At 44.8% G+C, this 23,922-nt stretch carries 23 protein-coding genes; 8 read left to right on the forward strand and 15 right to left on the reverse strand.

What is annotated here, in order from left to right:
* Window position 1: 1 nt before the first annotated feature.
* From JK130_RS14285 to JK130_RS14315, 7 genes are read right to left on the reverse strand one after another with little or no spacing between them, the layout of a single operon-like run.
* Complete coding sequence (locus JK130_RS14285) at window positions 2–745, reverse strand: glycosyltransferase family 2 protein (RefSeq protein ID WP_218355006.1); 744 nt, start codon at window positions 743–745, stop codon at window positions 2–4.
* Window positions 742–1,125, reverse strand: coding sequence for an ApeI family dehydratase (locus JK130_RS14290; RefSeq protein WP_218355007.1), 384 nt, complete (start codon window positions 1,123–1,125; stop codon window positions 742–744). Before JK130_RS14290 ends, JK130_RS14285 begins: the two co-directional genes overlap by 4 nt.
* Complete coding sequence (locus JK130_RS14295; protein WP_218355008.1) at window positions 1,118–1,708, reverse strand: COG4648 family protein; 591 nt, start codon at window positions 1,706–1,708, stop codon at window positions 1,118–1,120. Before JK130_RS14295 ends, JK130_RS14290 begins: the two co-directional genes overlap by 8 nt.
* Window positions 1,708–3,270 (reverse strand): NAD(P)/FAD-dependent oxidoreductase, encoded by a 1,563-nt coding sequence (locus tag JK130_RS14300; protein WP_218355009.1) that lies wholly within the window; start codon window positions 3,268–3,270, stop codon window positions 1,708–1,710. Before JK130_RS14300 ends, JK130_RS14295 begins: the two co-directional genes overlap by 1 nt.
* A gap of 12 nt (window positions 3,271–3,282) precedes the next feature.
* Window positions 3,283–4,092, reverse strand: coding sequence for a beta-ketoacyl synthase chain length factor (locus JK130_RS14305; RefSeq protein ID WP_218355010.1), 810 nt, complete (start codon window positions 4,090–4,092; stop codon window positions 3,283–3,285).
* A gap of 1 nt (window position 4,093) precedes the next feature.
* Window positions 4,094–5,272 (reverse strand): beta-ketoacyl-ACP synthase, encoded by a 1,179-nt coding sequence (locus JK130_RS14310; protein WP_218355011.1) that lies wholly within the window; start codon window positions 5,270–5,272, stop codon window positions 4,094–4,096.
* Window positions 5,273–5,298: 26 nt separating this feature from the next.
* Window positions 5,299–5,562 carry a phosphopantetheine-binding protein gene (locus JK130_RS14315; protein ID WP_218355012.1) on the reverse strand — a complete coding sequence of 88 codons (264 nt, stop codon included), beginning with the start codon at window positions 5,560–5,562 and terminating at the stop codon, window positions 5,299–5,301.
* A gap of 90 nt (window positions 5,563–5,652) precedes the next feature.
* Here JK130_RS14315 and JK130_RS14320 point away from each other — a divergent pair, with 90 nt between their 5' ends.
* From JK130_RS14320 to JK130_RS14330, 3 genes are all read left to right on the forward strand, one after another.
* Window positions 5,653–6,408: a 4'-phosphopantetheinyl transferase family protein gene (locus JK130_RS14320; RefSeq protein WP_218355013.1), complete on the forward strand. Its 756-nt coding sequence runs from the start codon at window positions 5,653–5,655 to the stop codon at window positions 6,406–6,408.
* Between the two features lie 165 nt (window positions 6,409–6,573).
* Window positions 6,574–7,470, forward strand: coding sequence for a MaoC/PaaZ C-terminal domain-containing protein (locus JK130_RS16790; RefSeq protein WP_218355014.1), 897 nt, complete (start codon window positions 6,574–6,576; stop codon window positions 7,468–7,470).
* Between the two features lie 300 nt (window positions 7,471–7,770).
* Window positions 7,771–8,643 carry a DMT family transporter gene (locus JK130_RS14330; RefSeq protein ID WP_218355015.1) on the forward strand — a complete coding sequence of 291 codons (873 nt, stop codon included), beginning with the start codon at window positions 7,771–7,773 and terminating at the stop codon, window positions 8,641–8,643.
* A 26-nt stretch (window positions 8,644–8,669) separates the two neighbouring features.
* Here the strand turns inward: JK130_RS14330 and JK130_RS14335 are convergent, their stop codons facing one another.
* Window positions 8,670–9,134: a DUF6314 family protein gene (locus JK130_RS14335; protein ID WP_220099580.1), complete on the reverse strand. Its 465-nt coding sequence runs from the start codon at window positions 9,132–9,134 to the stop codon at window positions 8,670–8,672.
* A gap of 314 nt (window positions 9,135–9,448) precedes the next feature.
* On the opposite strand from JK130_RS14335, the gene JK130_RS14340 reads away from it, so the two are divergent.
* A complete protein-coding gene (locus JK130_RS14340) occupies window positions 9,449–10,048 on the forward strand; it encodes a hypothetical protein (RefSeq protein ID WP_218355016.1) in 600 nt (199 codons plus the stop codon).
* A gap of 876 nt (window positions 10,049–10,924) precedes the next feature.
* On the forward strand, window positions 10,925–11,143 hold the full coding sequence (locus JK130_RS14345; protein WP_218355017.1) for a hypothetical protein: 219 nt from the start codon (window positions 10,925–10,927) through the stop codon (window positions 11,141–11,143).
* Between the two features lie 673 nt (window positions 11,144–11,816).
* Here the strand turns inward: JK130_RS14345 and JK130_RS14350 are convergent.
* From JK130_RS14350 to JK130_RS14365, 4 genes are all read right to left on the reverse strand, one after another.
* Complete coding sequence (locus JK130_RS14350; RefSeq protein WP_246587817.1) at window positions 11,817–13,568, reverse strand: BCCT family transporter; 1,752 nt, start codon at window positions 13,566–13,568, stop codon at window positions 11,817–11,819.
* 602 nt (window positions 13,569–14,170) lie between these two features.
* Complete coding sequence (gene sstT, locus JK130_RS14355; protein ID WP_218355018.1) at window positions 14,171–15,388, reverse strand: serine/threonine transporter SstT; 1,218 nt, start codon at window positions 15,386–15,388, stop codon at window positions 14,171–14,173.
* Window positions 15,389–15,716: 328 nt separating this feature from the next.
* Window positions 15,717–16,079: a hypothetical protein gene (locus JK130_RS14360; RefSeq protein ID WP_218355019.1), complete on the reverse strand. Its 363-nt coding sequence runs from the start codon at window positions 16,077–16,079 to the stop codon at window positions 15,717–15,719.
* Window positions 16,080–16,444: 365 nt separating this feature from the next.
* Window positions 16,445–17,284 carry an alpha/beta fold hydrolase gene (locus JK130_RS14365; protein ID WP_246587818.1) on the reverse strand — a complete coding sequence of 280 codons (840 nt, stop codon included), beginning with the start codon at window positions 17,282–17,284 and terminating at the stop codon, window positions 16,445–16,447.
* Window positions 17,285–17,658: 374 nt separating this feature from the next.
* Between JK130_RS14365 and JK130_RS14370 the strand changes: the two genes are divergently transcribed.
* Together JK130_RS14370 and JK130_RS14375 are read left to right on the forward strand one after the other, a co-directional pair.
* A complete protein-coding gene (locus JK130_RS14370; protein WP_218355020.1) occupies window positions 17,659–18,759 on the forward strand; it encodes a PepSY-associated TM helix domain-containing protein in 1,101 nt (366 codons plus the stop codon).
* Between the two features lie 72 nt (window positions 18,760–18,831).
* A complete protein-coding gene (locus JK130_RS14375; protein WP_218355021.1) occupies window positions 18,832–20,955 on the forward strand; it encodes a TonB-dependent receptor in 2,124 nt (707 codons plus the stop codon).
* 82 nt (window positions 20,956–21,037) lie between these two features.
* Here JK130_RS14375 and JK130_RS14380 read toward each other — a convergent pair whose 3' ends face one another.
* Window positions 21,038–21,559: a DUF421 domain-containing protein gene (locus JK130_RS14380; RefSeq protein ID WP_218355022.1), complete on the reverse strand. Its 522-nt coding sequence runs from the start codon at window positions 21,557–21,559 to the stop codon at window positions 21,038–21,040.
* 154 nt (window positions 21,560–21,713) lie between these two features.
* Window positions 21,714–22,490 (reverse strand): hypothetical protein, encoded by a 777-nt coding sequence (locus JK130_RS14385; protein ID WP_218355023.1) that lies wholly within the window; start codon window positions 22,488–22,490, stop codon window positions 21,714–21,716.
* Between the two features lie 375 nt (window positions 22,491–22,865).
* Between JK130_RS14385 and JK130_RS14390 the strand changes: the two genes are divergently transcribed.
* Complete coding sequence (locus JK130_RS14390; RefSeq protein ID WP_218355024.1) at window positions 22,866–23,102, forward strand: YrhK family protein; 237 nt, start codon at window positions 22,866–22,868, stop codon at window positions 23,100–23,102.
* A 135-nt stretch (window positions 23,103–23,237) separates the two neighbouring features.
* On the opposite strand, the gene JK130_RS14395 is transcribed toward JK130_RS14390, so the two are convergent.
* Entirely contained in the window at window positions 23,238–23,699 is a 462-nt protein-coding gene (locus JK130_RS14395) for a host attachment protein (protein ID WP_218355025.1), read from the reverse strand.
* Window positions 23,700–23,922: the final 223 nt, after the last annotated feature.

A 23,922-nucleotide genomic window follows, 5' to 3' on the forward strand; every position in this document is an offset into this window, starting at 1 on the left:
GTTAACTGAACAGCGGTTTAATGCGACTGAACAATAATCGAGGTAAGCGTACCAGCATGCCAAACATTAGCCGTACATGTAATCGAAACAGCATTACGTTGTCTTTCAGGTAATGATAATGTGAGACCGTATTTTCGTGATAAACCACTTTGGTCGGAATGAAATGTAAGTCAATTCCGGCCCAAACGGCTTTCACCAGTAGTTCCGGGTCAAAGTCCATGCGGGGACCAAGATAATAATTATCGAACACCTGCTCGATTTGTTTTACCGGATAAACACGGAACCCGCACAACCCATCTTTGATTTTTAACGACAGGGTTTCTATTGCCACCCAAAAATCGTTAATCCTACGCCCGTATTTTCTGGCAAAAGGTGCAGTTTCATCAAAGTAAGGCCTACCCGAGATAAACGCCTCAGGATGAGACCGACTGTAATCGAGTAATTTTTGAGCATCTTCAATGTTGTGCTGCCCATCAGCATCTAGCTGCAGGACATGACTGAACCCCATTGCGCTGGCGTGATAACAGCCGGTAATAACCGTTGCGCCTTTACCGCGGTTGGTTTGATGCTGAACAAGATGAAAATCGGGATATGGCTCAAGCAGTTCGCTAACCTTAGCCACACTTTGTTCGCCACTGCCATCGTCAATAACAATACACGGTAAGTTAAGCGACGCGAGTGCAGGAAGAAACGCTTCAAACAGCACTTCGTGTTTATAATGAGGAATAATAATACAATATTTCATGATACGGTAAACTTCAGGCTGCCCGTGGAAAAAGAGTCAGACTCGCTGGAAAAATGAAATGTGACGCTTTCTTTAGCGGCGTTATAACTTAATATCAGTTGCAGCGCCATGCCAGGCATCACCATGGATTTAAATTTTATGTTAGTCAGTTGATGGAAACGATTTTCACTGACGAACAAGGCTCTTGCCAGTTTAGCCGCCCAATCAATTTGCACCACACCGGGTAAGACTTTATGGTCCGGAAAATGCCCGTCAAACCAGGCTAAGTTTTCATTTACCCTGAGCGTTATCTGAGCAGAATTATCTACCAGACTGCACCCGGTAATGTCAGGGCCTTCGTGTTCTTTAAACAGTGCTTTTAGCGCATTTATATCAGTCATCAATAATTTTATGCTTCTTTTTATAATGGCGCCGGAACATCAGTTCTATCACAAAAAACACTGCAACAAACACATAGAAAAGTAAACCATTGTACAGGGTCCACACTGCTAAACTACTATACCAGACAGTCCAGGCAGCAATCAGAGCGTTGAGTAGTAACAACATTCCGCATATCAGACTCAATCTGTTGAGGTAATTACTGGCCTGTGGAGGCGGATGCTTGCCGCCGGCTCTGGCAAAACGTTCAATTAAACTTTGCTCATCGCGTAGCGAAATAAGAAACAGAAGCCCCATACCAGCGCTCATCATTACCGGGTAGCATTTTAACAATATTTCGCTGTCCAGCAAGATTACTGCAATGCAAAATGTCACGATTACCGCTGTCATTAACCAGTCACTGGTTTTGCGTGCAGTATCGACAACCGCCATTCTTACCAGTGCTACAAGCAGCAATGCACCACCAAACCAGCGAGGGTCAACCGAGTCAATATGCAGCCATACTAAGAACGGATAAGCCACTGACAGCAGCATTAAAAGTAACGGAATTAAATCTTTTAGTCCGCGCTGTCGTTTTGGTTTCATCACGCCAGCACTTTTAATCTGTAAGCACCAAGAATCGCCTGTTCTTCCTCATCAATTTGGTTGACAGGTTCGTCGCTCAACATATCTTCAAAATAGGGGACAATTTTTTGCATGATAGTGATGTTCTTTTCCAACGCCTGCTCAACGTCTATATCCGGATTTTTCAGAACATCATTAAGTTCACTTAAGCACGGCACCAGGAACTGATCCATAAAGCTGCCTTTTGCCGGCAGCACTAAACGCCGTTCAGCCCGCTGTCGTAGCATCGTTTGCATTTTTTTATTCAGTTTCTGGGTTTTCAGAAGGTTTGGCGTAATTTTACGCATCGTATCCAAATCGCCAATTGTGTCAGTGAAAAACAGCAATGCAAACACACCCCAGTAATAGGTGTAATCCCACACCAGCTTCACTGACATCATTTTACGATCGCCAAAGCCCCCGTACTGATCTTTGTAAATCGACAATGTATTTTCGAAGAACGAATCGTAGAATTTGTGGAACAGCGCTGCTTCAAAACGTATGTCCTGTCCTTTTCTGTCGCGCTCAATAAGGTGCGTTACAAAGGTATTATTCAATGCGATAAAGTCACTACCAGGCGAATAAAAGGGATCAGAAAAAGCCCCTGCTTCACCGGTCATAGCCCAGCCACTGTCACAGAACATCTTTTTACAACCGTAGGAGTAGCCCTTCATGACTTTAAAATCAAGCAGGTCGGCCCCTTCAATGGCTGCTGCGCATAATGGGTGCTCTTTGCTCAACCATGAAACGGTATCTTCAAACGTGGTAATGCCACTGTCTGCCAGTGCTTTGTCATCCATAACAATACCAAAGCTGGTCGCGCCAGAAGCTAAGGGTATCACCCACACCCAGTAACCCGGGCCCATCAGATGATTGGTACTTAACCAGCGCTTACCCGGCTCACACACCCGGTTTTGCCACTGTTCGTTATCACACCATTCGTCAATGATGACTCGCTTATTAATGCGAAAAAAAACGGCATTTCCCTGATGGCCGGTTTCTGTCTGCAAATCTAGCTTATTGCGTAACAAAGCCTGACGGCCAGCGGCGTCCACCAGCCAGCGTCCGGTGATGGTAATTTCCTCATCGCCGCGTTGACAGGTTACCCGATGGTGTTTATCGCCCAGAGATATATTGCCGGGCACCGCTGCGTCAAGAAATACAACGCCTCTGTCTTTTAACAAGGTGTAAAGATGGTTTTCTAAGGTGCCGCGTTCTATCTGGTAAGCTGGAATACCGAACAGCTCACTCACACCAAGCTCGTCATAGCCGCTGAAATCGTCCTGGCCCTTACCAAAAAACAAGCGCAATCCATATTTACGCAAATGCTTTTCTTCAAAATGCGATTGCAGCCCCAGCACGTGAGAAAAATAATGGGCGCCAATTTCTACCGTCGACTCGCCTACTTTGGCGGTGGTGTCAGGCACCGGAAACGTGTTCTTTTCAATAATGGTGATAGCGTAAGATGCATCGCGGTTAAGCAGCTGTAACGCCAGGCTCATGCCTGCCAGGCCACCACCAACGATAATAATGTCCGTATTCATCTGATTCATCGTTTATTTTTCGCAAGAAAAAGTGAGCGCAGTTCCACTGCTTAGAGGTACGACAATGTCGCGCTTGGGTTGCTCAAGAAGCTCAGCAAGACTTAAAATTTTAGCCGCTGGATTGGCTGCATAAAGTCGGCGCAAGTAATCGCTTTTGCTTTGTAGTGCAGGCCAGGTTGTGTGTTCCTGTTGCTCTACATTAGCGGTCAATAGGGGGCCTTCAACATCAGCGCTGTGGGGAAAAACCACCAAAGAAAACGCAAAGGTCTCCTGATTTGGCAGTACGGGCGTTAATATTTGAGCCACAGGGGCATCATAAAAGGTAAGCAGCATCGGTGTATTTTCAGTTTCACACTGAATCATCGCCTCAAGCAACGTCAGTGACACCAAATTTTCATAACCGGCCACTGAATTGGCTGCCTTCATGGTGCCAGTGCTGATAGTCCAGTAACCGGCAGGAGCATTATGAACAGAGTTATGAAATTTTGTGGGCGACAGGGCTTTGTGTTCTGAAGCCAGTGTTTTACACATGTAGTCGGTCAGGTCGGTATCACCCAAACCCGATGCAAATACACACGTCAGCGTATCAGCCTCTACACCCGCATCCTGAGTTGCCTGCCACGAGCTGGCCACCGCTAACTTTACCGGCAAAGGCGCACGGCGTCTTTCATTTGCAGGAATAATATCAGGCTTCGGACCTTTTAATTTTGTCTCTGGTAACGAAGCACCATTGAGTAATGCTTGCAGTGCCTGCCAGCTTTCAAAATAACTACCCCAGGCCCCTATGCCTGCTATTTTACATTTTAAAGTTTTTGACTGCATATTACCCGGTTCTGCTAAACAAAAGTGTACAGTTATTGCCACCAAAGCCGAACGAATTCGTCATCACATGCTGACAAACTTTTGGCTCATCTGTAGCTTTGATTGAAAAATTCAGCGCCTCATCGAGTATTTCGAGATTTTTGGACCCGGGTATTACGTTAGTCTGCAATGTATCCATAGCAATAATGGCTTCTGTAATACCGGCAGCGCCCAGTGTGTGTCCCATCCATGCTTTGGTAGATGAGCAGCTTACTGAGCCAGGAAATAACTCGGAGATCAGTTTGCCTTCGATAAGATCGTTAGCGCGGCTGGAGGTACCGTGAAGATTGACATAATCAATAGCTGAAGGTGGCAGCCCTGCTCTATCGAGCGCCTGGGTCATAGATAACCGAGCGCCCAACCCATCAGGATGAGGGTGTGACATGTGATAGGCATCTGAACTTTCGCCATACCCTGTCAGCCTTATTCCCTTAGCGTTGTCATTCTCGCCAGCTCGTTGTAAAACTGCGAACCCCGAAGCTTCACCCAGATTAATACCGTTGCGGTGTTGATCGAAGGGCTTACAGGGATCTGGCGACAATAATTGCAACGAATCAAAACCATGCAACACGCTTAAACATAATGTATCTACGCCGCCGACTAAAACTGCGTCAACAATGCCGGTCTCGAGCCAGCGTGACCCGGTTGCAAATACCTTAGCTGACGAAGAGCATGCGGTATTGATGGTTAAAGAGGGTCCTTTAATACCCGAAAGATGCGCGGCAAAAAGAGCAGGTGCATGGGGGTTGTGCACAAATGGCTGTCTGAATTCATCTGTCAGTGCGTTTTCACTGTTGAGCTTAGTATACGCTTCTTCAGTGCGATCGATACTAGATGTGCTAGAACCCATAATCAGACCAATTCGGGCCGCACCGTATTTGTTAATTAAACCGGAGACCGTGCTACGGATGGTTCCCTGTTCATACCCCAGCGCTGCCAGCCTGTTATTGCGACTCTGCCATTCGCCCAGGTCATTCACCGCGCTAACTTGCCCGACAACACCAATCCAGGTATCTAAATCTGAACCCGGCAGGTTATTCTTAATCAGACCACTTTGATGTTGCCTGAGAGAGGTCCTTAAGGCACTGAGGTTTACTCCGGCAGCCGAACAGGATTCATAATCAATAATATCTATTTGCATGTCATTAAGAGGGACCCTGCCCGAACTTATTTATTTTCTTCAACAAATGCAGTTAAGCTTCTTAAGGTCTTAAATGCTTCGCGGGTACCTTCGTCTTCGGCTTTAATTTGTACGCCGTATTCTTTTGATATCGCTAATGAAATTTCAAGCGCATCGATAGAATCAAGTCCCAGACCGTCACCGAACAACTGATCTTCTGGATCAATTTCTTCCGCTTCCATGTCTTCAAGGTTAAGAGCATCAACCAAAAGCTGAGCCATCTTTAGTTCGGATTCTGTTTGTGTAGCCATAGTTTATACTGTCCTTACTATGTACGCTTCTATCTGAAAGTGCGCTAGTTTAAACTAATGTTACAATAAAAACTATTTCTGCAACTTTGTATGTTTTCCGACTTCATTCAATCTGCTCCGGTAGCGCACATCACCCTTGATGACGTTCATTTATGGCTTATTGATACCCGTGACATTTATAAAAAAAGCGATATTGATAATTTGTTCAGCCTGTTGTCTGACGAAGAAAAATTGCGAATTAAGCAGTTTCGCAAAGCTGAAAAACAACATCAGTTTTTAGTAAGTCGAGCAGTGTTGAGATGCCTTCTTAATGCTCTGTTGAAAATGCCCTCACCCAGGGATCTTACTTTCACCCTTAACGCCTATGGTAAACCTGCACTCGCGGTTAATAGCGAAAAACTTCAATTCAACTTGTCACATTCTGGCACCACAGTGCTCATTGCAATAACCAGTGGCCGGGCCTGTGGGGTAGATATTGAAAGCATTGACAGAACCCGTCAGGTGCATGATCTTGCAAAATTTTATTTCCACCCCACCGAATTCAACACCCTGAAGCATACGAGTGATGAACTTGCCGATGTGATGAAATTCTATAAACTATGGACTCTAAAAGAAGCGTTTATCAAAGCTGAAGGAAAAGGCATGGCGATACCCGGAGACGGGTTTTATTTTGACGATATAGAGTCGGTCAACCCGCAAGTTATTGTTACCGAGCCATCGGTGGCCAGCGAACAGACCTGGTTATTCAGTCATTATTTTTATAGTAATGCCTACAGTACGGCTTTGGCGATAGAAAAAATCAAAGACCGACCTGTAAATATCAGCCGTAGGCGGTTAGTTTTGTAAACCAAAGCCTATCTTTCAACTAAACAGATATATCGTAATATGTTGAACCATGGTAAATCAGCTGCATTAGCCTGCCTTTATTATAAAAAAACTAACCGCAACCTGATACTCGCTGTAAAAAACAGAGCCGGCGGGAATAAAAAACTGGTGAGAAAGGAGTTCGTAGTGAAACAGTTTGTTCAAGCCATAAAAGCGGCGTTAAAGAAAGCCGACAAAAACGTACTCGAACAATGGAGTACAGAACCAGAAATCTCAGAGTTTTCAGCTGTCAGCGTAGAACGGCACTTTTCTGCTCAGCAAGTCATGGCATCGATACAGGCTTTCAATGATGTTCACCACTGGCAGCAAGATTCATTACACCCTTGCTTTGCACAGTTTCTGGGGCTATCACAGCATATTGATGTGCTGAGCCATAAGCATTCGCCCTTCCCGCTAATGGGATTGGTTCATATAGAAAATACCATTAATCAGGTTAGTCCCTTATCGCCCGATAAGATGCATATTCGCTGTTATTTTGGGGCCATTCGCCCGCACCGTTGGGGTATCGCAGTAGATGTTATGATGGATGTCAGGCAAGGGGGTAGCACATGTCAGACTATTACCAGCACTTATCTTTACCGCCAGGCTTCTGATGTACCGGTTAACCAACATGCTAATGGCAGCGATACAACAGCGCAGGCGTTTACAATAGCGCAACCCCAAAGTTCACCGGTCTCCTTTTGCGCTACAGCCGGACGTCGATATGCCCGAATCAGCGGTGATTATAATCCCATTCACCTTTATTCCTGGAGTGCTAAGCTATTTGGTTTTAAGCAGGCTATCGCACACGGAACGCATGTATTGGCCCGTTGTGTGTCTGTGATGATACTGTCGACACCTTTTTCAAACGATAAATTTACCATTACGAATGAGTTTAAGTATCCCGTCCCCCTGCCCTGCGACCTTACCCTTAAACACAGTTTACAGAATGAAGAAACGTCCAAATCAATATCATTTGAATTGTGTAATCTGCAGGCAACGCCCAGAAAACAAAGGGTATTATGTGGACGCATATCCAACTGAACAATCGCAAAGCGCTTTTGCAGGCATTTAATAGGTAGCAGTAGCTCTGTGCGATTTACCGGCCCGATGTTGAAATTGTTATCAAAATATTCGCTGCAATATTAGCTGAGCAAACCTTTGGTCAAATCAAACCGCGCGGCGTTATTGCCCGACCAGCACGTTAAGCAGCTTAAACCTGAGGAATCTCTTTGGCTTCATATCCACGGTCGGTTTAACGTTAGCATTTTTGGTCTGTTTTCTATTGATTCAGCCGCCTAAATGCAATAGGTTACGGCGCTTCTGATACAAAGGGAGCAGCACGTGATTCAACTGGTCGCGGTTACCATGTTATGGGCATTTTCGTTTTCACTAATTGGTGAGTACCTGGCTGGCAGTGTTGATAGTTACTTTGCCGTACTTACCCGTATTCTGCTTGCCTCTTTGGTATTTCTGCCATGTTTAAAATTATCACTGCTTACCTCGGTCCAAAAGCTGATGCTTGCTGCTTTAGGAGCAATTCAGCTGGGCGTAATGTATATCTTTTTTTATCATTCTTTTTTGTATCTATCTGTACCCGAAGTTTTGCTGTTTACTATTATCACCCCGCTTTACGTGGCAATACTGAATGATATTCTGTTTCGGCGCTTTACCCCTTTTCATATTGTTTGTGCGTGTATTGCGATGGTCGGGGCAATGGTCATTCGATTTGAGGAAGTAAGTTCAGATTTTTGGACTGGGTTCTTTATTGTACAAGGCGCCAATATCTGTTTTGCGCTTGGTCAGGTAGGTTATCGAAAATTAATATCCGACTTTCCCTCTACAGTGTCGCATTACAACGTATTTGGCTGGTTCTATCTGGGGGCACTGACGGTGGCATTACCGGCTTTTTTCATATTCGGCAATGACCAACAGCTTCCCCACAGCATGATGCAGTGGGGCGTACTTGTATGGCTGGGAGTGGTAGCATCGGGCCTGGGTTACTACTTTTGGAATCAGGGGGCGCTGAAGGTTTCGGCAGCCACGCTGGCCATTATGAATAATGCGCTGATACCTGCTGGCCTGGTGGTGAACCTTCTGCTTTGGCAAAAAGACACTGATCTTACCCGGCTGGCATTTGGAGGTGGCATTATCGCGGCAGCGTTATGGTTGTCTCATTGTCGTAGCAAAAAAGAAGCCTGTGAGGCTCTTCATTAATACAAGCTAACTGCTGCTTTTGGGCGTTAACCCGGCTGATACCAGTTTCTCATTGTGTAGTCTTTTCTTGGTCCTTTTACCTGCCATGACGACTCCCATAAAGGCCAGCGGTCAAAGGTATAATTCACTTTATAATGGTCGGTGCCACAAAGATGTTCAGCCTGCGGCGTTGCACCAGAAAAGCTATGAAAATAGCGATTGTCGGCAAAGTAAACATCAAATTGATGGTTGTTACCCATTTGCCAAAAGTAGGTGCGCTCAGCCTGTAATTCTGCACCGTTAGGTAGCGTCACCATCCCGTCTTCCTGGTACAGCAACCGATTTTCAAGCCAGGTGAAATCAGCCTTTCCCTTGAATACAAACTCATCCCCATTTGGTTGCAGAATTTTTCGGTTCAAATGCCATGTTCCGACAAAATTATGCAGTCCCGTTATCTGATTACCTACCGGGTCAGATGCGGCGCTAATTCTCGGGCTTTTGTTGCTGAACAGGCTCAACAGTATCACTACTTTGAAAATCAATTTCGCCAGACTATAAAAGTATGACTTAGGCAAAGCAATACCGAAAACAACTCCAACATTTATCCTTTAGATAGTTATCAGCTAAATCAGTTTTTAAACACCTGGCATTATTTAAGGGCAAATCTACTTTTAGGAACCTTCAGAAGCACTATTCTTTATATGGTCTACATGTGCCAGCATCAGTCGCCAGTGGGTAGGTTCTACCATTACAAAGAACTATTGCAGATAAGACAGGCACTATCTTGTATAGTTAGCTGCACTACTGATGAATAATGGTTTACCCGATGAAATATACTGTACTTCTGGCGATCTTCGCCTTTTTGGTTTTACAGGCAGCGCACGCAGCGAAAACCGCCCCTACCTTACAATCTCATCCTAACCAGCTGGCTTTCTTTCAGGCTTTGACACAGTTATGTGGTCAGGCATTTGAAGGAAAAGTGGTAGCCGATACCGCGAACTCAGACGCATTTAGCAACAAAGCACTGATTATGCATGTCAGAAAATGCAGCGACTCCCAAATTCATATTCCCTTTCATGTAGGCGACGACCATTCGCGAACCTGGATTATCACCCGAACCGGCAGCGGTCTGAGCCTGAAACACGATCATCGTCACCAGGATGGCAGCGAAGATGCGGTCACTATGTACGGCGGTGTCAGTCATAAATCCGGTTTTGCACAAGTACAGTCATTTCCGGCTGACAGTTACACCCAATGGATGTTTGCAGAAAAAGGACTACCTCAATCTATCAATAATATTTGGAAAATTTTTATCTATCCAGACATGTTTAGCTACCAACTTGTGCGGGAAGGCAGAGAGTTTCGGGTAGATTTTGATTTGAGCCAACCTATCGATGCCCCACCCGCGCCATGGGGCGCTATGTAATAGCGGCGCTAAGCTTATCCGGTAATAGGCATAGTTGAATTTGAACTAAAATAATAGTTGTCATCAACGATTGTTGTAGTAGATAAACAAACGAACATTTACGCCTTTGACATCCGGTTTGCGCAGTAGCCTAGCATGCGAATTTCAGAACTCCTCTCGCTATTGTGATAGCACTTTTTACTTTCAATTAAGGATTTCAATAAACGAGATGTTTGGCTGTCTGAAGGTTAGCTTTTTTCCAAGTCGCCTATGTTACGTGCCGGCTGTATACATAGTCAGTAAATACCCGTTGCTATAAAACCCCTGTTAGAGTATGGAATAGTAGCTCTATCCATATATTAATATTTGGTAGGTAGAGAGCTCCGACGTGCATCAGCAGACCACCTGTCCCCACACAAAAAATGAAATTACAAAGCAATTTCAAGCTTTTATACAGCGGTATACTATTTTTTCTAAAGATGGGCACGGTGGGTGTCCATTAAGATAATATTAGTAATATCTTTTTATATGAATCATAAGACATAGAAAAGTCGGGTTCGCTATTATAGCTACCTGGCCAGAAGTAATAGCTAATGCCCCTATTAATTCTCTCTTTCTCTACGTAAAGCCAGATACCCACAAAACCTGACACTTACTTTTAAAAAATATTCCGCACCAGTAGAAACAGACACCCACAAAACCTGACACTGACCTTTAAAAAATATTCCGAACCCTAAAAAATAAGGCCGTGAATTTTTTTCGTTTTTCATGCCCAGAAACCGACTTAAGTACAGCTTACCTGCTGGTATTTGACGTTTATGCTAACCCAGTCAGCGTAAAAGCAGATGTAAGTGGCAGGACATTGCTTGCCTATAATGTTTAGTCAAAGGAACAACTATGCAAATGTTAATGGAAAACGATTTAGATCAAGTTAGCGGTGGTGCGAACTGGAGCCAAACAAGTGCTGGTATAGGACTAGTCGCAATCGGTGTAGCTATGGCGGCGACCCCTATTGGCTGGGTAGGAATGGCGGCGGCTGGCGCAGCGTCATTTGGCGGAGGCTATATCTTCGGAAGTAGTTTTAATGATGATCTTGCCGGGCTTTATCCCTGGTAAGTCGGTGGGCGGAAAGCTTCCGCCCTGTTTTGCTTTAAAAGATGATGTCATCAGGTTAACTTCAACTAACAGAATAACTGGCTAACAATGAAAATTATCAGTAAAGGAATTAAAAATGGTCATTTGGTGTCATATGCACTGGTGGCAGGTTTTTTCGTAGGCGGTACTATTGACCTGATAGTCGGAATGTTTCCAACTTTTTTCGGCTTTGCGGGGCTCACAGCTGCGCTGTCATGCTACTTCATTTTGAAATCGAAAAACCGAAAAGCGAGAAATTAGAACGCTGATTGACCGAAAGCCTGAACTTTTCAGGCAAACTTTCGCAATAGCTTATGGGGCTTATTTCAGGCTCTTTTTGATATTGCTAAAGCGTTAGTTTTTTTATTGAAAACGCGGTTCGACAGAAGTTACCGATGCCCGGCGATTAGTTTTTCTGTGTCTTGAGTGAATTAAGCACCGGACTCTATATATAACCAGATATATAACCAGAAAATACCAGCCCTACAAAATATCTGTGACAGTAGGGTAAAACACTTTTCGTCTATACTATCCTGGTTTTTACCTCACGCCCTCTTTGTACGAGTAGTGCTAAAGCAGTAAACCTTTTATAAAGGCTTACTGCCAGATAGCATTAGCTATATTTTCAGTTTTTCTGCACTAATTGATGACAACCTCACAACCGTGAAGGATGACTGTGGGGGTCGCCTTCAACATGCTTTTTCGGTGGGCTCTGCCTTGGCTTACCTGCTTCGGGAACCTCTTCGTCCTGTATTTCCCAACTGCCCTCTTTAGACCATGGATCATCTTCAGGAAATTCGCCGATATTAATTTCTTTTACCGTATAGTCTGGCTGGTAACGCATATCATAGTTTGCGGCACGCACAATAGATATGCAGAGCAATAGCGCAACTGCCAGAAGCGGTACCCCGCCGATAATGGACGCCGTTTGCAAAGTTTCCAGCCCCCCTACAAACATCAACACAATTGGCATAAATGACAATGCGAATGCCCAGAACAGACGATTCCAGCGCATCGGCTCTTCATCGACTTCTTTTTGAACCACCGCAGCGAGAATATAGGAAATGGAGTCAAACGTTGTAGCAGTGAAGATCAAAGCCAATAACGTAAATACAAAGATGACCACATAGTCCAGTGGTAATGTATGCAGCATCGCAAAAATGGCGGCAGTCGGACTTTGTTGATTAAGTATGGACACTACATCTAATTCTCCCGACAGCTGGAGATACAGGCCATAGTTGCCCATTACCATGAAAAACAAAAAGCAGCCCATTGTGCCGAAGAACATAGAACCCGCAACCATAGCGCGGATAGTGCGCCCCCGTGAAATTCGTGCGATAAACAGCCCTACGCTAGGTGCAAACACCAGCCACCAGGCCCAGTAAAAAATAGTCCAGTCTTGGGGGAAATGCGTATTTTCAAAGCCATCAAATTCTGCGAAAGGCTCTACCCAGGTGGCCATGTGGATAAGGTTGCTCATGACCCGTCCTAGTGCATCCAGACCGGTATTGGCCATAAATAACGTTGGCCCAACAATGAAAATAAACAACAACAAACCAATCGACAGCCAAAAGTTTATATCAGACAGTAATTTAATGCCTTTTTTCAGTCCTACGTAGGCACTGTAACCGAACAACGCGGTACAAACTAACAACACAATGACCTGCGTGGTGAGTGATTTCGGAGCTCCGAACAACTCGTGTACGCCTTCATTAATCATTGGAGCGGCAAGTCCAAGGGTAGTAGCCCCACCACCGAGCATCCCAAAGATAAAGCAAACATCAATCACCTTGCCCAGCCAGCCGTGTGCCAGCCTTTCGCCAATAACTGGCATCAAAGCTTCAGAAATTTTTAAAACACTGTGATTACGAACATAATAGAAGTAGGCAATAGGTACCGCGGGAATTAAGTAAATTGCCCATGCCAGTGGCCCCCAGTGGAAAATGCCATAAGCGGCGGCCCACATTGCGGCTTCCGGTGTCTCACCTTCTACATGAAAAGGCGGTGCCTGATAGTAGTACACCCACTCAATCATAGACCAGTACAAAATCGAAGCCCCTATCCCTGCGCAAAATAGCATTGCCGCCCAGGAAACAACTGAGAACTCGGGTTTTTCTTCAGCATCGCCAAGCTTGATTTGACCGATATCACTAAAAATAATGTAAACCATGAAGCCGCCGGCGCCTACGCCAAGTAGCAGGTAAAGCACACCTAGCTTGCTGGTGACGAAGTCTTTAGCAGCCGCTACCCACATGGCCCCCTGGTCGGGAAACATTATTAGCGGTAGCGTTACGGCTAACAATACAAAAATAGATCCAAAAAAGGTCGGTTTATCTATTGCATCGAAGGGTTTTTCCTGCACATCATTTGTTTTGGAAGCAGGTATCTGGCGGGTTTTCTCGCCCATACAATATCCTTTGGTGTTATTGCTGATTTACCTGATTATATCCTATTGCGAACAAGTTACGAGATAACCCTTGCGAACAATACAATTCTGCTAAACCTAAGACGCTGTCAGACAGCCAAAGACTGCGATGCAAAGCTATATTGATAATGCTTGTTTAGTACGGGCAGGTAGTATTTATCGCAAATTTTGTTTCGACGGACTTGCTGATTGATGGTGCGCCGAATAGCTTAAATCGCGTCGTGATAACCAGACCCGGGAAGCTTACGCAAGTAAGCCTTTAGCTAATGCCGGGCTTTGGGATAAACGGTCAGTGAATTAAAGAGCGAGACTCTTTTCGCCTGGCCCCTTTCAGACTTTTCGTATACCGCCTTCCCGAAAGCTAATTGTTTAGCGTCCACACGCCGTGGGCGGTCCACTATCACCAGAATTCGGGAGGCACAGTTGTTACCCGGCTTGATAAAGAAACTCATTAATCAGGTTTATAACTGATAAAATCACGTGGTATACGCACTGCGCATCTTGAAAATACAGCCAAACCAGTCACAACTCGTATTGAGCTAAGTGACTGTTTTAACCATTCAGGAGGGTTAATTTTATACGGTTTATTTTGACGCGCGGCGACACGCTGCCGCGGTAAACAAAACATCTGTAGAGCTGTTTAACGCTGTTTCTGCAGAGTCCTGAACCACACCCAGAATAAAGCCCACTGCCACCACCTGCATGGCAATGTCGTTGGGGATATTAAACAGACTGCACGCTAACGGGATAAGCAACAGCGAGCCTGCGGCAACGCCAGAACTTCCGCACGCAGACACCGCCGCAATTAAGCTCAATAGTATGGCTGAAGCAAAGTCTACCGGAATACCCAGGGTATGCACTGCCGCCAGGGTTAGCACGGTAATCGTTATTGCCGCGCCGCCCATATTGATTGTTGCGCCTAGTGGTATAGAAACCGAATAGGTATCTTCATCAAGATTTAAACGCTCGCACAAGCGCATATTTACGGGAATATTGGCCGCGGAGCTACGGGTGAAAAACGCGGTGATGCCGCTTTCTTTCAGACATTTAAACACCAACGGGTACGGATTTTGTCGCGTTGTCACATAAACCAATAAAGGATTGGTTATAAGTGCAATAAACAACATGACGCCAATAAGCACTATTAACAAATGCGAATAACCTAACAGAGCATCAAAGCCCGTGTTAGCCACCGTACTGGCTACTAAACCAAAAATACCGATTGGCGCCATACGCACCACAATGCCGACCACAAAGGTAACGCTGTCAGCCATATTTTGCAGAACATTTTTAGTGGTTTGTGAGCCGTGGCGCAGACCAAACCCTAGCCCCACCGCCCAGGTTAATAACCCGATATAGTTAGCGCTAGTCAGCGCATTTACCGGATTGTCCACCATATTAAACAGTAATGTGTTTAAAACTTCACCCACGCCCTCTGGCGCTTTTTGACTGACCTGAGCTGAAACCAGGCTAAGCTCTGTGGGAAACAAAAAGCTGAAGATAACGGCCGTAGTTGAGGCCACGAGTGTGCCTACCAGATACAGCATAAGAACGGGTTTTATATGGGTTTGCTGACTTTTTCTGTGATTAGCAATGGAAGCCATAACCAAAATGAAAACCAATAGAGGGGCAATGGCTTTCAACGCTTTAACAAAAATTTCGCCAAGTAACCCAGCAGCACGGGCTGCCTCGGGCGCCAAAACTGCCAGTACGATACCGCAGGTGAGACCTATAATAATTTGCAGCACAATATTGCCATTCATATAGCGCTGAAGCAGTGAAGAAGACGCATTTGAGCTCATTAAAAAATCCATTGGTTTTTAAGCATCGTGCACCTTAATGCATCCTTTAATCAAATTGAAACAATTTTGTCTATTGGATGTTGTAAGCTGTAGCCAGCTCGGCTACCTAATAGAAAGTAAAGCAGCGCATCTGCCTCAGGCCGGGTTACCTGTTTTTAGGTGTATTAGATGAAATAAGCCATAGGCAACAAAGCAGAAGGACATATTTGAAACGAAATAACGATAAAACCGGAGGCCAGAGAGCGATCAGACTAAAAAGTCATACCATTGACTATTTATAATATTCGCGGGAACCGCTTGCCAGATTTTGATGAAGGATAGCTACATTTTATTGCTGCGATATGGCGGGAAGCGCGCTCAGCTTTTGCTTTATAAACTGCGCCCGGCCCCGTTCAAAACGAATCTTGATGGCCTGTCCGGATGTCTTGGTGACTGTTAAATAAGTACTTCCAATATACCACTTTTGTTTATTGTCTATCTTCAGAGTGTATTGATGCATAAATGGCGTGGTCACACGTACTTCATGATTACCTACGACTAATTTAGAGCGAAAAAATATTCCGGCGAGTACTAGTACGCTAAGGTACAGCAATGCGTGGTCGGTATAACTGCCACGCGCAATATCCAGGCCCCAGCACCAAAGTGTAACTCCGGCTAATAAAGAGGCAGTTATCGGGTACAATCGAAACATCGTTTTCTCGCTCTGGATTTTGCCATTTGAGTGTTACAGCTCAATACGGTGTTACCACTTTAGCCTTTTTTGTAAATAAATGAGCCTGTACTTAGTACTGTAAATAAAAGAACCCTATTTCATTTTGCCGTAACCAAAGACATCGTTAGCAAAGGCCGCGTAAAAAAGGTCCCGTAAAAAAAGTCCCGTAAATAAGGGTATGGCTGGTAAATAGTTCGATAATTACCGTGGCATACAGGTAGGAACAAAAATAGGCAGAAGAAGTCGTGGGTGTTTGTTCTGACGCAGGCACATGTGATGTTATTAAAAGAAGCCGGATGGCCCGGCTTCTTAATGATTTTTAAACTCAGAAAACAGTTTATTGGCTAGCGTTTAAGAAATTCCAGAATATGCTTTGTGACTGCCTCGGGTTTTTCGTCTGTCACCCAGTGTCCGGCATTTTCAATCCAGACCAGCTTGGCTCCGGGAATCGCATCGGCTAGCATCGGCGCGTACTTTGGCTTCTGAAAATTATCTTTGTCGGCCCATAATACAAGCGTTTTATTCTCTATATTTTTGAGCTCATCTGCGATGGCCTGGGTGTACTCTTTGTTCAATCTGCGCATATTACGGAAAAATGCGGCTTTTCCTTTTTCGCTGTTCCACTGATTAAGATAACGATCGGCCATTTCTTCGGTAACCACATCGTCGTCATACACCCCATTGGGCATAAATCCGCGCATTGTGCTGATAAATTCTTCGACACTGGTCGACTCTTCCACACCAGGCTCAAGCATTTCTTCAAATTCGGGAATGGGCCATGAATCAAAACACACACTATCTATAAGCACTTGCCGACGTACACGCTGCCCATGATTTACCGCTAATAACTGACCAATGCCGCCTCCGATATCGTGCGAAACAACATCAGCGCTATCAATACCAAGCGCATCCATTAATTTAACCATAATGCGGGTTTGGGCGTTAATAGATACATCGGCATTCTCCGGCATATCTGACTCACCATAATTAAGCATATCTGGCGCAATAACCCGATACTGTTTTGCCAACTCAGGCATCACGTGGGTCCACAACATTTTATTAGTAGGAATACCGTGCAACAGAAGTAATGGCTGTCCTTCTCCCATCTCTTTATACGCGATGCGATGACCTTCAATCATCGTATACTGAGTGTCGAGTGTTTCCATTTTGGCTGTATTATTCATAAGACCCTCTATTGGTTGCTATAAAAGTACTCTGGCAACACGATTTGCTCTGTGCTGGCCAGTAAGATTCACTAATACATCGTGAACGCCTGTTCAAGTTGGTACCAACATACTCTGCGAAAGTTCAATCTGAAGTAACTGAATACGCATTTTTTAATTATTCTGCTTACCCTAATGAGCCGTTTTATTCTATTGCGTTTATTTTTATTTCAGCTTTTTCATACTCTTTAGCATCCCCGGGCTGAACACATAATAATCCGCCATTAATGTGGGCTTTGAATTACACAATTAATGCGAACGGTTATTATTTGTGTTTAGACTATGTATAATCGTACCTATTCGCCAAACCCGCCTTGATAAAAAACACGGACACTATGAAAAACAATAGCTTTGCTAAGAACTGGCTTCGAAAAATGCACTTATGGATTGCATTAAGTACGGGGGTGTTTGTTGTGATTTTGAGTATTACCGGGGCCATTTTAATTTATGCCAAAGACATTCAGGCGCTGATCAACCCTCATTACTGGACCGTAGCCGAACAACCTTCAACGCTACCGATAGCCGACTTACTTAAAAAAGTAGAAACCGCTGCCGGGCAAACCGCCACTACGGTAAGCACTGAGCCAGAACATCCCGACTGGGCGTGGCAGTTGCGCTTAGAAAATGGTGAGTACGCCAGTGTAAATCCTTATACCGGCGATATTTTGCTAACTTATGCTTTTGATGAACATTTGTATGGGTTCACTATGTCGCTGCATCGCTGGTTGCTGTACCGGGATGCTGATAACAATACAACATTACGCAATTGGGTCAGCCTTGTAGCCTTGCTGTTTATCGTCGAGGTGCTGATTGGATTTTATTTATGGATAAAACCTAAAAAACGGTTGAAACGACTTAAAATAAACACCCGTGCTAAGCCTAAAATTTTGTTATATCAATTGCATACTGTCGTTGGTGTTTTTCTGTTCTTACCCTTGTTACTTATTGCTTTTGCTGGCATTGGTTTTAACTGGAAAACGCCCACTGCTGCCATCGTCAATGTATTGTCTCCAGGGCAAATTGAAAGCCGCCCCACAGTGTCAGAACTCACCCCCGGTCTTAGAATGAATATTGATAAAGCGGTAGCCAACGGGCTTCAGGCGTTACCTCAGGCTTCCTTGTTTAGAATCTATTTGCCCGCCTCCCACAGCGATGCATTAAAACTCAGAGTTCAAATGCCTGGCGAAAGTCATGCGTATAGTTGGGTTTGGGTAAACCCCTACAGCGGGAATGTTTTGCAAACTTACGACGCGTCAATCGCATCGACGGCAACACAGGTGTGGAATTTTAAATATAAGTTTCATATCGGGGGTTTTGCCGGACCTGTAGTTGAAGCCCTGTGGCTGATTATTGCATTATCGCCCTGTTTTTTTGTGATATCCGGCGTGTATTTCTGGCTTAAACGCAAAAATGGGAAAAAAACTCAGTGCAGATAAAACGCAATTGATAATCATTCTCTTTTACATTAACCTTGTAAGTGTTTTGAACTTTCAAGGAAAATAATAGCAATGAAGTTTTCAGTAAGCCGTGCCAGCCTTTGGGTATCACTTAGTCTTGCTTCTGGCTCGGCCCTTGCCAACCCCGAACAGCCCGACGATATGGAACGAATTATAATTTCTGGCAGCCGGGTGGTAGAAAGCATTGATGAAGTTCCAGCTTCTGTTACGGTTATTACAAAACAAGACATTCATGATCATCTTAAAGTTACCCCCGAACTGCAAAGTTTGTTGGCTATGTATGTTCCCGGCATGGGGCCTGATACCGGCAGCTCGAGTAACACAGGCCAGACCCTGCGCGGCCGTGCTCCGCTTATCATGATTGACGGCGTACCGCAGTCTACGCCCCTTCGAAACGGCTCTTTGGGCGTTAAAACACTTGATCCCAGCGCCATAGAGCGTATTGAGGTTATTAAAGGGGCCACCTCGATTTTTGGTAATGGCGCTGCAGGCGGTATTATCAACTATATTACCCGTACCCCCCGAGCCAGTGATGGACTTGAAGGTGAAGTCTCTGTATCAAGTCGCTTTAGTGCAGTACAACCTGATGAAAGCGCAGGGCATCGACTAGAGGCTGCTATTAATGGACGTGCTGATAAATGGCATTATTTGCTGACTGCCAGTTACGAAGAATATGGCGTACAGCGCGATGCGCAAGGTGACATTTTAGGGCTTCAGTACGGGTTGTCTGACGCTATTACCCAAAACTATTTTGCCAAACTTGGCTACAACTTTGATGCTGATAAGCAATTGCAGGTAAGTTACAATTTTTATCGCTCGCAGCAAAAAACAGACCTGGGCGATACCTTCGATGGCACTAAAGATGTAGCCATTCATGTGCCCCCGGCTCTGCAAAAAAGCGGGGAACCTCAAGGTCCTGATGGCAACACCAACCTTATGGTGAAATACACCGACCTGAATATTTTTGCCAATACACAGGTTACCTTAGATTATTACAATCAAAGTATTGAAAATGTGTTTTTCTTTTCTCCCAACCTGGCTAATCCACAGGACGGCTACAGTGGCGGACAGTCGGTTATCAAATCAGAAAAAGAAGGACTACGCGCCACCTTCAACAGCCAGCTCGACTTCAACAATATTGAAGCCACCTTCATTTATGGTTTAGATGCACTTAACGATGTAACGTCGCAGCCTCTTGTTGATGGCCGGATTTGGGTGCCCGAGATGGACATGACCAATGTGGCCGGTTTTGTACAATCTAAATGGGTTTACAATGATGATCTGATTATAAAAGCAGGTGCGCGTCGAGAACATATTACCCTGGAGGTTGATGATTACGATACTTTGCGTTTGTGCCGGCAAGCAGATCAGTGCTCGGTGCCGGTAGCCGTAACGGGCGGTGAACTTGACTACGATGCCACCACCTACAACGTGGCGGTAAAATATCAGTTCACGCCGTTTTTTCATCCGTTTATTAGTTATTCACAAGGGGCTGATATTTCGGACACCGGGCGCCTTCTGCGCTCGGCAACCGTGACCGACATTACTGATGTACGCACCGAAGCGTCTATTATCGACAATTACGAGATTGGCTTTACCTCACAAATATCACCGGCCATCCGCCTTGAGATGGCCGCTTACCGGAGTACGTCAGAGTTAGGCACTTCTACCCGCTTTGATCCCACCACCGGCATCTATTTACCTGTGCGGGCACCACAGGAAATCTGGGGCTACGAGGGGGTTGTAAATTATCGGGTCTCTTCCACTGTAGATATGAGTGCCACCTACAGCTATGTTGAAGGTAAAGATACGCAGAACGATGTTTACCTTGGCGGACGTACTATTAACCCACCTAAGGCTACATTCATTGCCAATTGGCGACCTACCGATGAGGCAAATTTAACCCTGGAGTATCTGTATGTGGGCAGTCGTGATCGTTTCGATGCAGATAACGAAGGTATTTATAGCACCGACCAAGCTCCGGTAAGCAGCTACAACGTAATCAACCTGAGCGGAAATTACGCATTTACCTCTCGTTGGCAGGGCTTTTTTGGAATACAAAATCTGCTGAATGAAGATTATTTTCCGGCCCGGGCCCAGGCTTATACCTACGGAGGGTACCGGGTAAAAGGGTTGGGTACTACCGTTAATGTGGGTGCAACTTACCAGTTTTAAAAAACTGATTAATCGCGAAATGATATTGCGAAATGATAAAACAGGCCGAACCACAATCGGCCTGTTTTACATAAACCGCCTTTTATCTGTCAATATACGTCGTGCCTTGTAATACTTCCTGAGAACATTTATCGCCGTGCAAAACAGAAATATCACCGGTGGTTTCTAAAATAACGGCTCTCACTTGCGAAAAATCTAAAACATTGGCTTCTCGTAGCTTAGCGATCAAATCGCTACGAGCCACCCTTGTTTGTCTTAATGCATCTTCAAGTATTTCGCCGTCTCGCATTAATATAACCGGTGTATTTTGCATTATGGATTCAATCGTGTTTGAAGAACGCCGCAACCGCGCAGCCCCAAATTGCACCGCAAATAGCGCCGCCATAGCTATCGCTGATTGAAAAAATTCGCTCCAGCTGGTCGACTGACTGGCTCCGGCCAGCAGTGAACCCAACGCAATGGTCATAACAAAATCAAAGTTTGTCATTTTAGAAAATGAGCGAAGCCCATTTATTCTTACCAGGATGACCACCCAGCACATCGCTAGTGCCGTAAGCAGCAATCCGCGAACAATCATATCCAGCGTCGCAACATCTACAAACATTTGAAATTCCGGTTGAAGTGAGATTTACCACTATTGATACATAAAAAAGAGAAAGTCAGATGATTCTGGTGGCGTTTTAAAAAACACCCGGCCAAAAAAAATGCTCTTACTGAGATACAAAGTAGAAGAGCATTTTGCCAATTCTCGTATTTAGCTATTCGGTAAGGTCGCTTCGCCGCTCCCAAATATTGTGTTCAATTTTTTCGAAGTGCCCTGCCCAGCGTTCCATTAATGTTTTTGCTTCATCTTCACTGCCCATGTGCGAGGCCAGAATTTCCATAAATTTTTGTTCCGGGGGCGCCATCTCTGCCCAGTTTTTATAAGGCACTGCCAGGTTTAGTTCGCCTTCTCCACCTACCGCCCACGAAAACGCCCAATTGTAGGGCCACTTTTCAGCACGAGCAGCGTCTGCCATAGTTTTAAGATCGTCTGAAATAGCACTACCGTGACCCAATTTAGGCTGATAACTGGTCACTCCCACGTATTTATACTCTACATCAGGACCCCAATGGCTATTTTCGTGATCTTCAACGGCCAGGTAATGGTGATAGTGATCAACATATTGATCAGCCGTTTGCTGCCAGTTTTCGCTAATCCCCTCTTTTGTCGCCCACTCGTCATGGCTGTCCATGTCGGCCCAGGTAAACTGATTCGCTCTGACCGCCAGTCGATTCAGCTTATTTCCTAAAACCGGCACATACGCATGCCATTCACGAGGATCATTTTTCGATTTTCTAAACTTAACGTGTTCCTTTAACGCCTGTTCAAGGGCCTCTTGTTTTCCTTCTTTAGGCACCATTATCCACATTTCGGCCAGCATTTCTTTATCGGCGCCCTTATCTTTATGATCGTCAGCCATCACACTTATTGTTGTTAAACCAAAATATAGAAGTAAGGCAACCGCTGAAGCATTACGAACCAGTTTTTTCATTGTTGTATCCTCTTGGGTATAAATCCAATGGGCCCAAAACGGCAATAACCAGGCAAACAGCGGCATGTTATTAAAGAACTCATTACGTGTTGAACACATAAGAATAGACTTATATTTATGAAGTTACTGCATCTTAGACTTACTCGGTCTAACCACGAATGGCTTAGCATGAAATCGTTTAAAAAGGGAATAAGCCGAAACGTATATTGATTTATCTTCACTACATTTAATCAAATCTAATATACCTAACACTCACGTCCAGACTATCAGGTATCTTATGATTTAAATCCAAGCGCCGTTTGCTTTGGTGAAGAGAGATTTTATAATGATGCTATTTAGGGCGAACCGCCATGATTACCAGTTGGAAGAATAGATATGCCGCCTCTGTTAAAGTTAATAGTGAATGATTATGGCTGGATTCATTTATCACTCGGCTTGTTTGGCAATGTTGCCTTTTTTGCAGGCAGTATTTTGTTTTTACCTGCGTTTGAAGCGTACAAGGTTACAGGGGTCTGGCTGTTTATTGGAGGGGCTTTTTTTATGCTGCTTGGCTCGATAGGTAAACTTCTGGTAGATATAACCGAAAAGCCTAAACATCATCAACGGTCTTAATCGCTATTTGTTGGCCCGGCAGAAGGATTTATGTGATGTGGTGACACGTGCTTTGGCAGAATTTAAACACGCACCCAACGGCGTTCAAAGAACCCGTTGGTTCGAGACAGGCCGCCAGATGCGCTGTTGTGCCGCTTATTTTACTTCAGAACCGCGACCGGCGTCTTTCAGGTAATTAATCCAAACCCCTTCGTCTTCGCGAACCACATCTTTGTTGATGGTATAGCCCACCAGCTCGCTAACCTGTTTATTCATCTTATTACGTAACCGACCTAAAAAGCCCGCTTCAGCTATAATATCAATATGATAAACCTTTTCTTCGCAGCGGCGCTTATCGAGCCAGTCTGCAATGGTGCCAGCGAACCGGTTTGCCTCAATATCGGTGGCATCTTTGCGACTCATGCTGTCCACACCCGGTACGTTACCGCCTGGCGCCGATTTAGCCCCTGGGCGATCAGTGACTAAATCACTGTCAGAGTCACGACCATCGTCGTTCATCAGAACCACTACCGGCTTGAGCTTGCTGGCTCCTTCTTGTTCAATAAAAAGTTTTGCTTCAGTTTGATTTGCTACTACCAGATATGATTTTCCTAACATGCTTGGTCCTCGCGTTTGTTGTAACCTATTTTTATAAGCCTGATTGAACAAAAAAGATTGGTTCTGTACCAAACGAACGGATAAATAGTCGTCAAACCGGATATAAAAAGAGACATGGCGACCGCATGAATTGGAATCATCGCCAAAACAAACGCGCTGCGTAGGTTTCCAAAACGCCTAAGACTAAATGGTGCCCCCTTATACTCAACAAGCAAATTTTAAT

It is taken from the genome of Alteromonas lipotrueiana, assembly GCF_019249245.1.
Taxonomy (GTDB): domain Bacteria; phylum Pseudomonadota; class Gammaproteobacteria; order Enterobacterales; family Alteromonadaceae; genus Alteromonas; species Alteromonas lipotrueiana.

Bases quoted from the DNA above. Each gene is read 5' to 3' on its own strand.
- JK130_RS14295 (WP_218355008.1), bottom strand. From the start codon at position 1,708: ATGAAACCAAAACGACAGCGCGGACTAAAAGATTTAATTCCGTTACTT.
- JK130_RS14380 (WP_218355022.1), bottom strand. From the start codon at position 21,559: ATGTTTGTAGATGTTGCGACGCTGGATATGATTGTTCGCGGATTGCTG.
- JK130_RS14365 (WP_246587818.1), bottom strand. From the start codon at position 17,284: ATGAATAATACAGCCAAAATGGAAACACTCGACACTCAGTATACGATG.
- JK130_RS14385 (WP_218355023.1), bottom strand. From the start codon at position 22,490: ATGAAAAAACTGGTTCGTAATGCTTCAGCGGTTGCCTTACTTCTATAT.
- JK130_RS14350 (WP_246587817.1), bottom strand. From the start codon at position 13,568: ATGGGCGAGAAAACCCGCCAGATACCTGCTTCCAAAACAAATGATGTG.
- JK130_RS14320 (WP_218355013.1), top strand. From the start codon at position 5,653: ATGTTTTCCGACTTCATTCAATCTGCTCCGGTAGCGCACATCACCCTT.
- JK130_RS14285 (WP_218355006.1), bottom strand. From the start codon at position 745: ATGAAATATTGTATTATTATTCCTCATTATAAACACGAAGTGCTGTTT.
- JK130_RS14345 (WP_218355017.1), top strand. From the start codon at position 10,925: ATGCAAATGTTAATGGAAAACGATTTAGATCAAGTTAGCGGTGGTGCG.
- JK130_RS14340 (WP_218355016.1), top strand. From the start codon at position 9,449: ATGAAATATACTGTACTTCTGGCGATCTTCGCCTTTTTGGTTTTACAG.
- JK130_RS14290 (WP_218355007.1), bottom strand. From the start codon at position 1,125: ATGACTGATATAAATGCGCTAAAAGCACTGTTTAAAGAACACGAAGGC.
- JK130_RS14305 (WP_218355010.1), bottom strand. From the start codon at position 4,092: ATGCAGTCAAAAACTTTAAAATGTAAAATAGCAGGCATAGGGGCCTGG.
- sstT (WP_218355018.1), bottom strand. From the start codon at position 15,388: ATGAGCTCAAATGCGTCTTCTTCACTGCTTCAGCGCTATATGAATGGC.
- JK130_RS14310 (WP_218355011.1), bottom strand. From the start codon at position 5,272: ATGCAAATAGATATTATTGATTATGAATCCTGTTCGGCTGCCGGAGTA.
- JK130_RS14395 (WP_218355025.1), bottom strand. From the start codon at position 23,699: ATGTTAGGAAAATCATATCTGGTAGTAGCAAATCAAACTGAAGCAAAA.
- JK130_RS14315 (WP_218355012.1), bottom strand. From the start codon at position 5,562: ATGGCTACACAAACAGAATCCGAACTAAAGATGGCTCAGCTTTTGGTT.
- JK130_RS14360 (WP_218355019.1), bottom strand. From the start codon at position 16,079: ATGTTTCGATTGTACCCGATAACTGCCTCTTTATTAGCCGGAGTTACA.
- JK130_RS14370 (WP_218355020.1), top strand. From the start codon at position 17,659: ATGAAAAACAATAGCTTTGCTAAGAACTGGCTTCGAAAAATGCACTTA.
- JK130_RS14390 (WP_218355024.1), top strand. From the start codon at position 22,866: ATGCCGCCTCTGTTAAAGTTAATAGTGAATGATTATGGCTGGATTCAT.
- JK130_RS14375 (WP_218355021.1), top strand. From the start codon at position 18,832: ATGAAGTTTTCAGTAAGCCGTGCCAGCCTTTGGGTATCACTTAGTCTT.
- JK130_RS14300 (WP_218355009.1), bottom strand. From the start codon at position 3,270: ATGAATACGGACATTATTATCGTTGGTGGTGGCCTGGCAGGCATGAGC.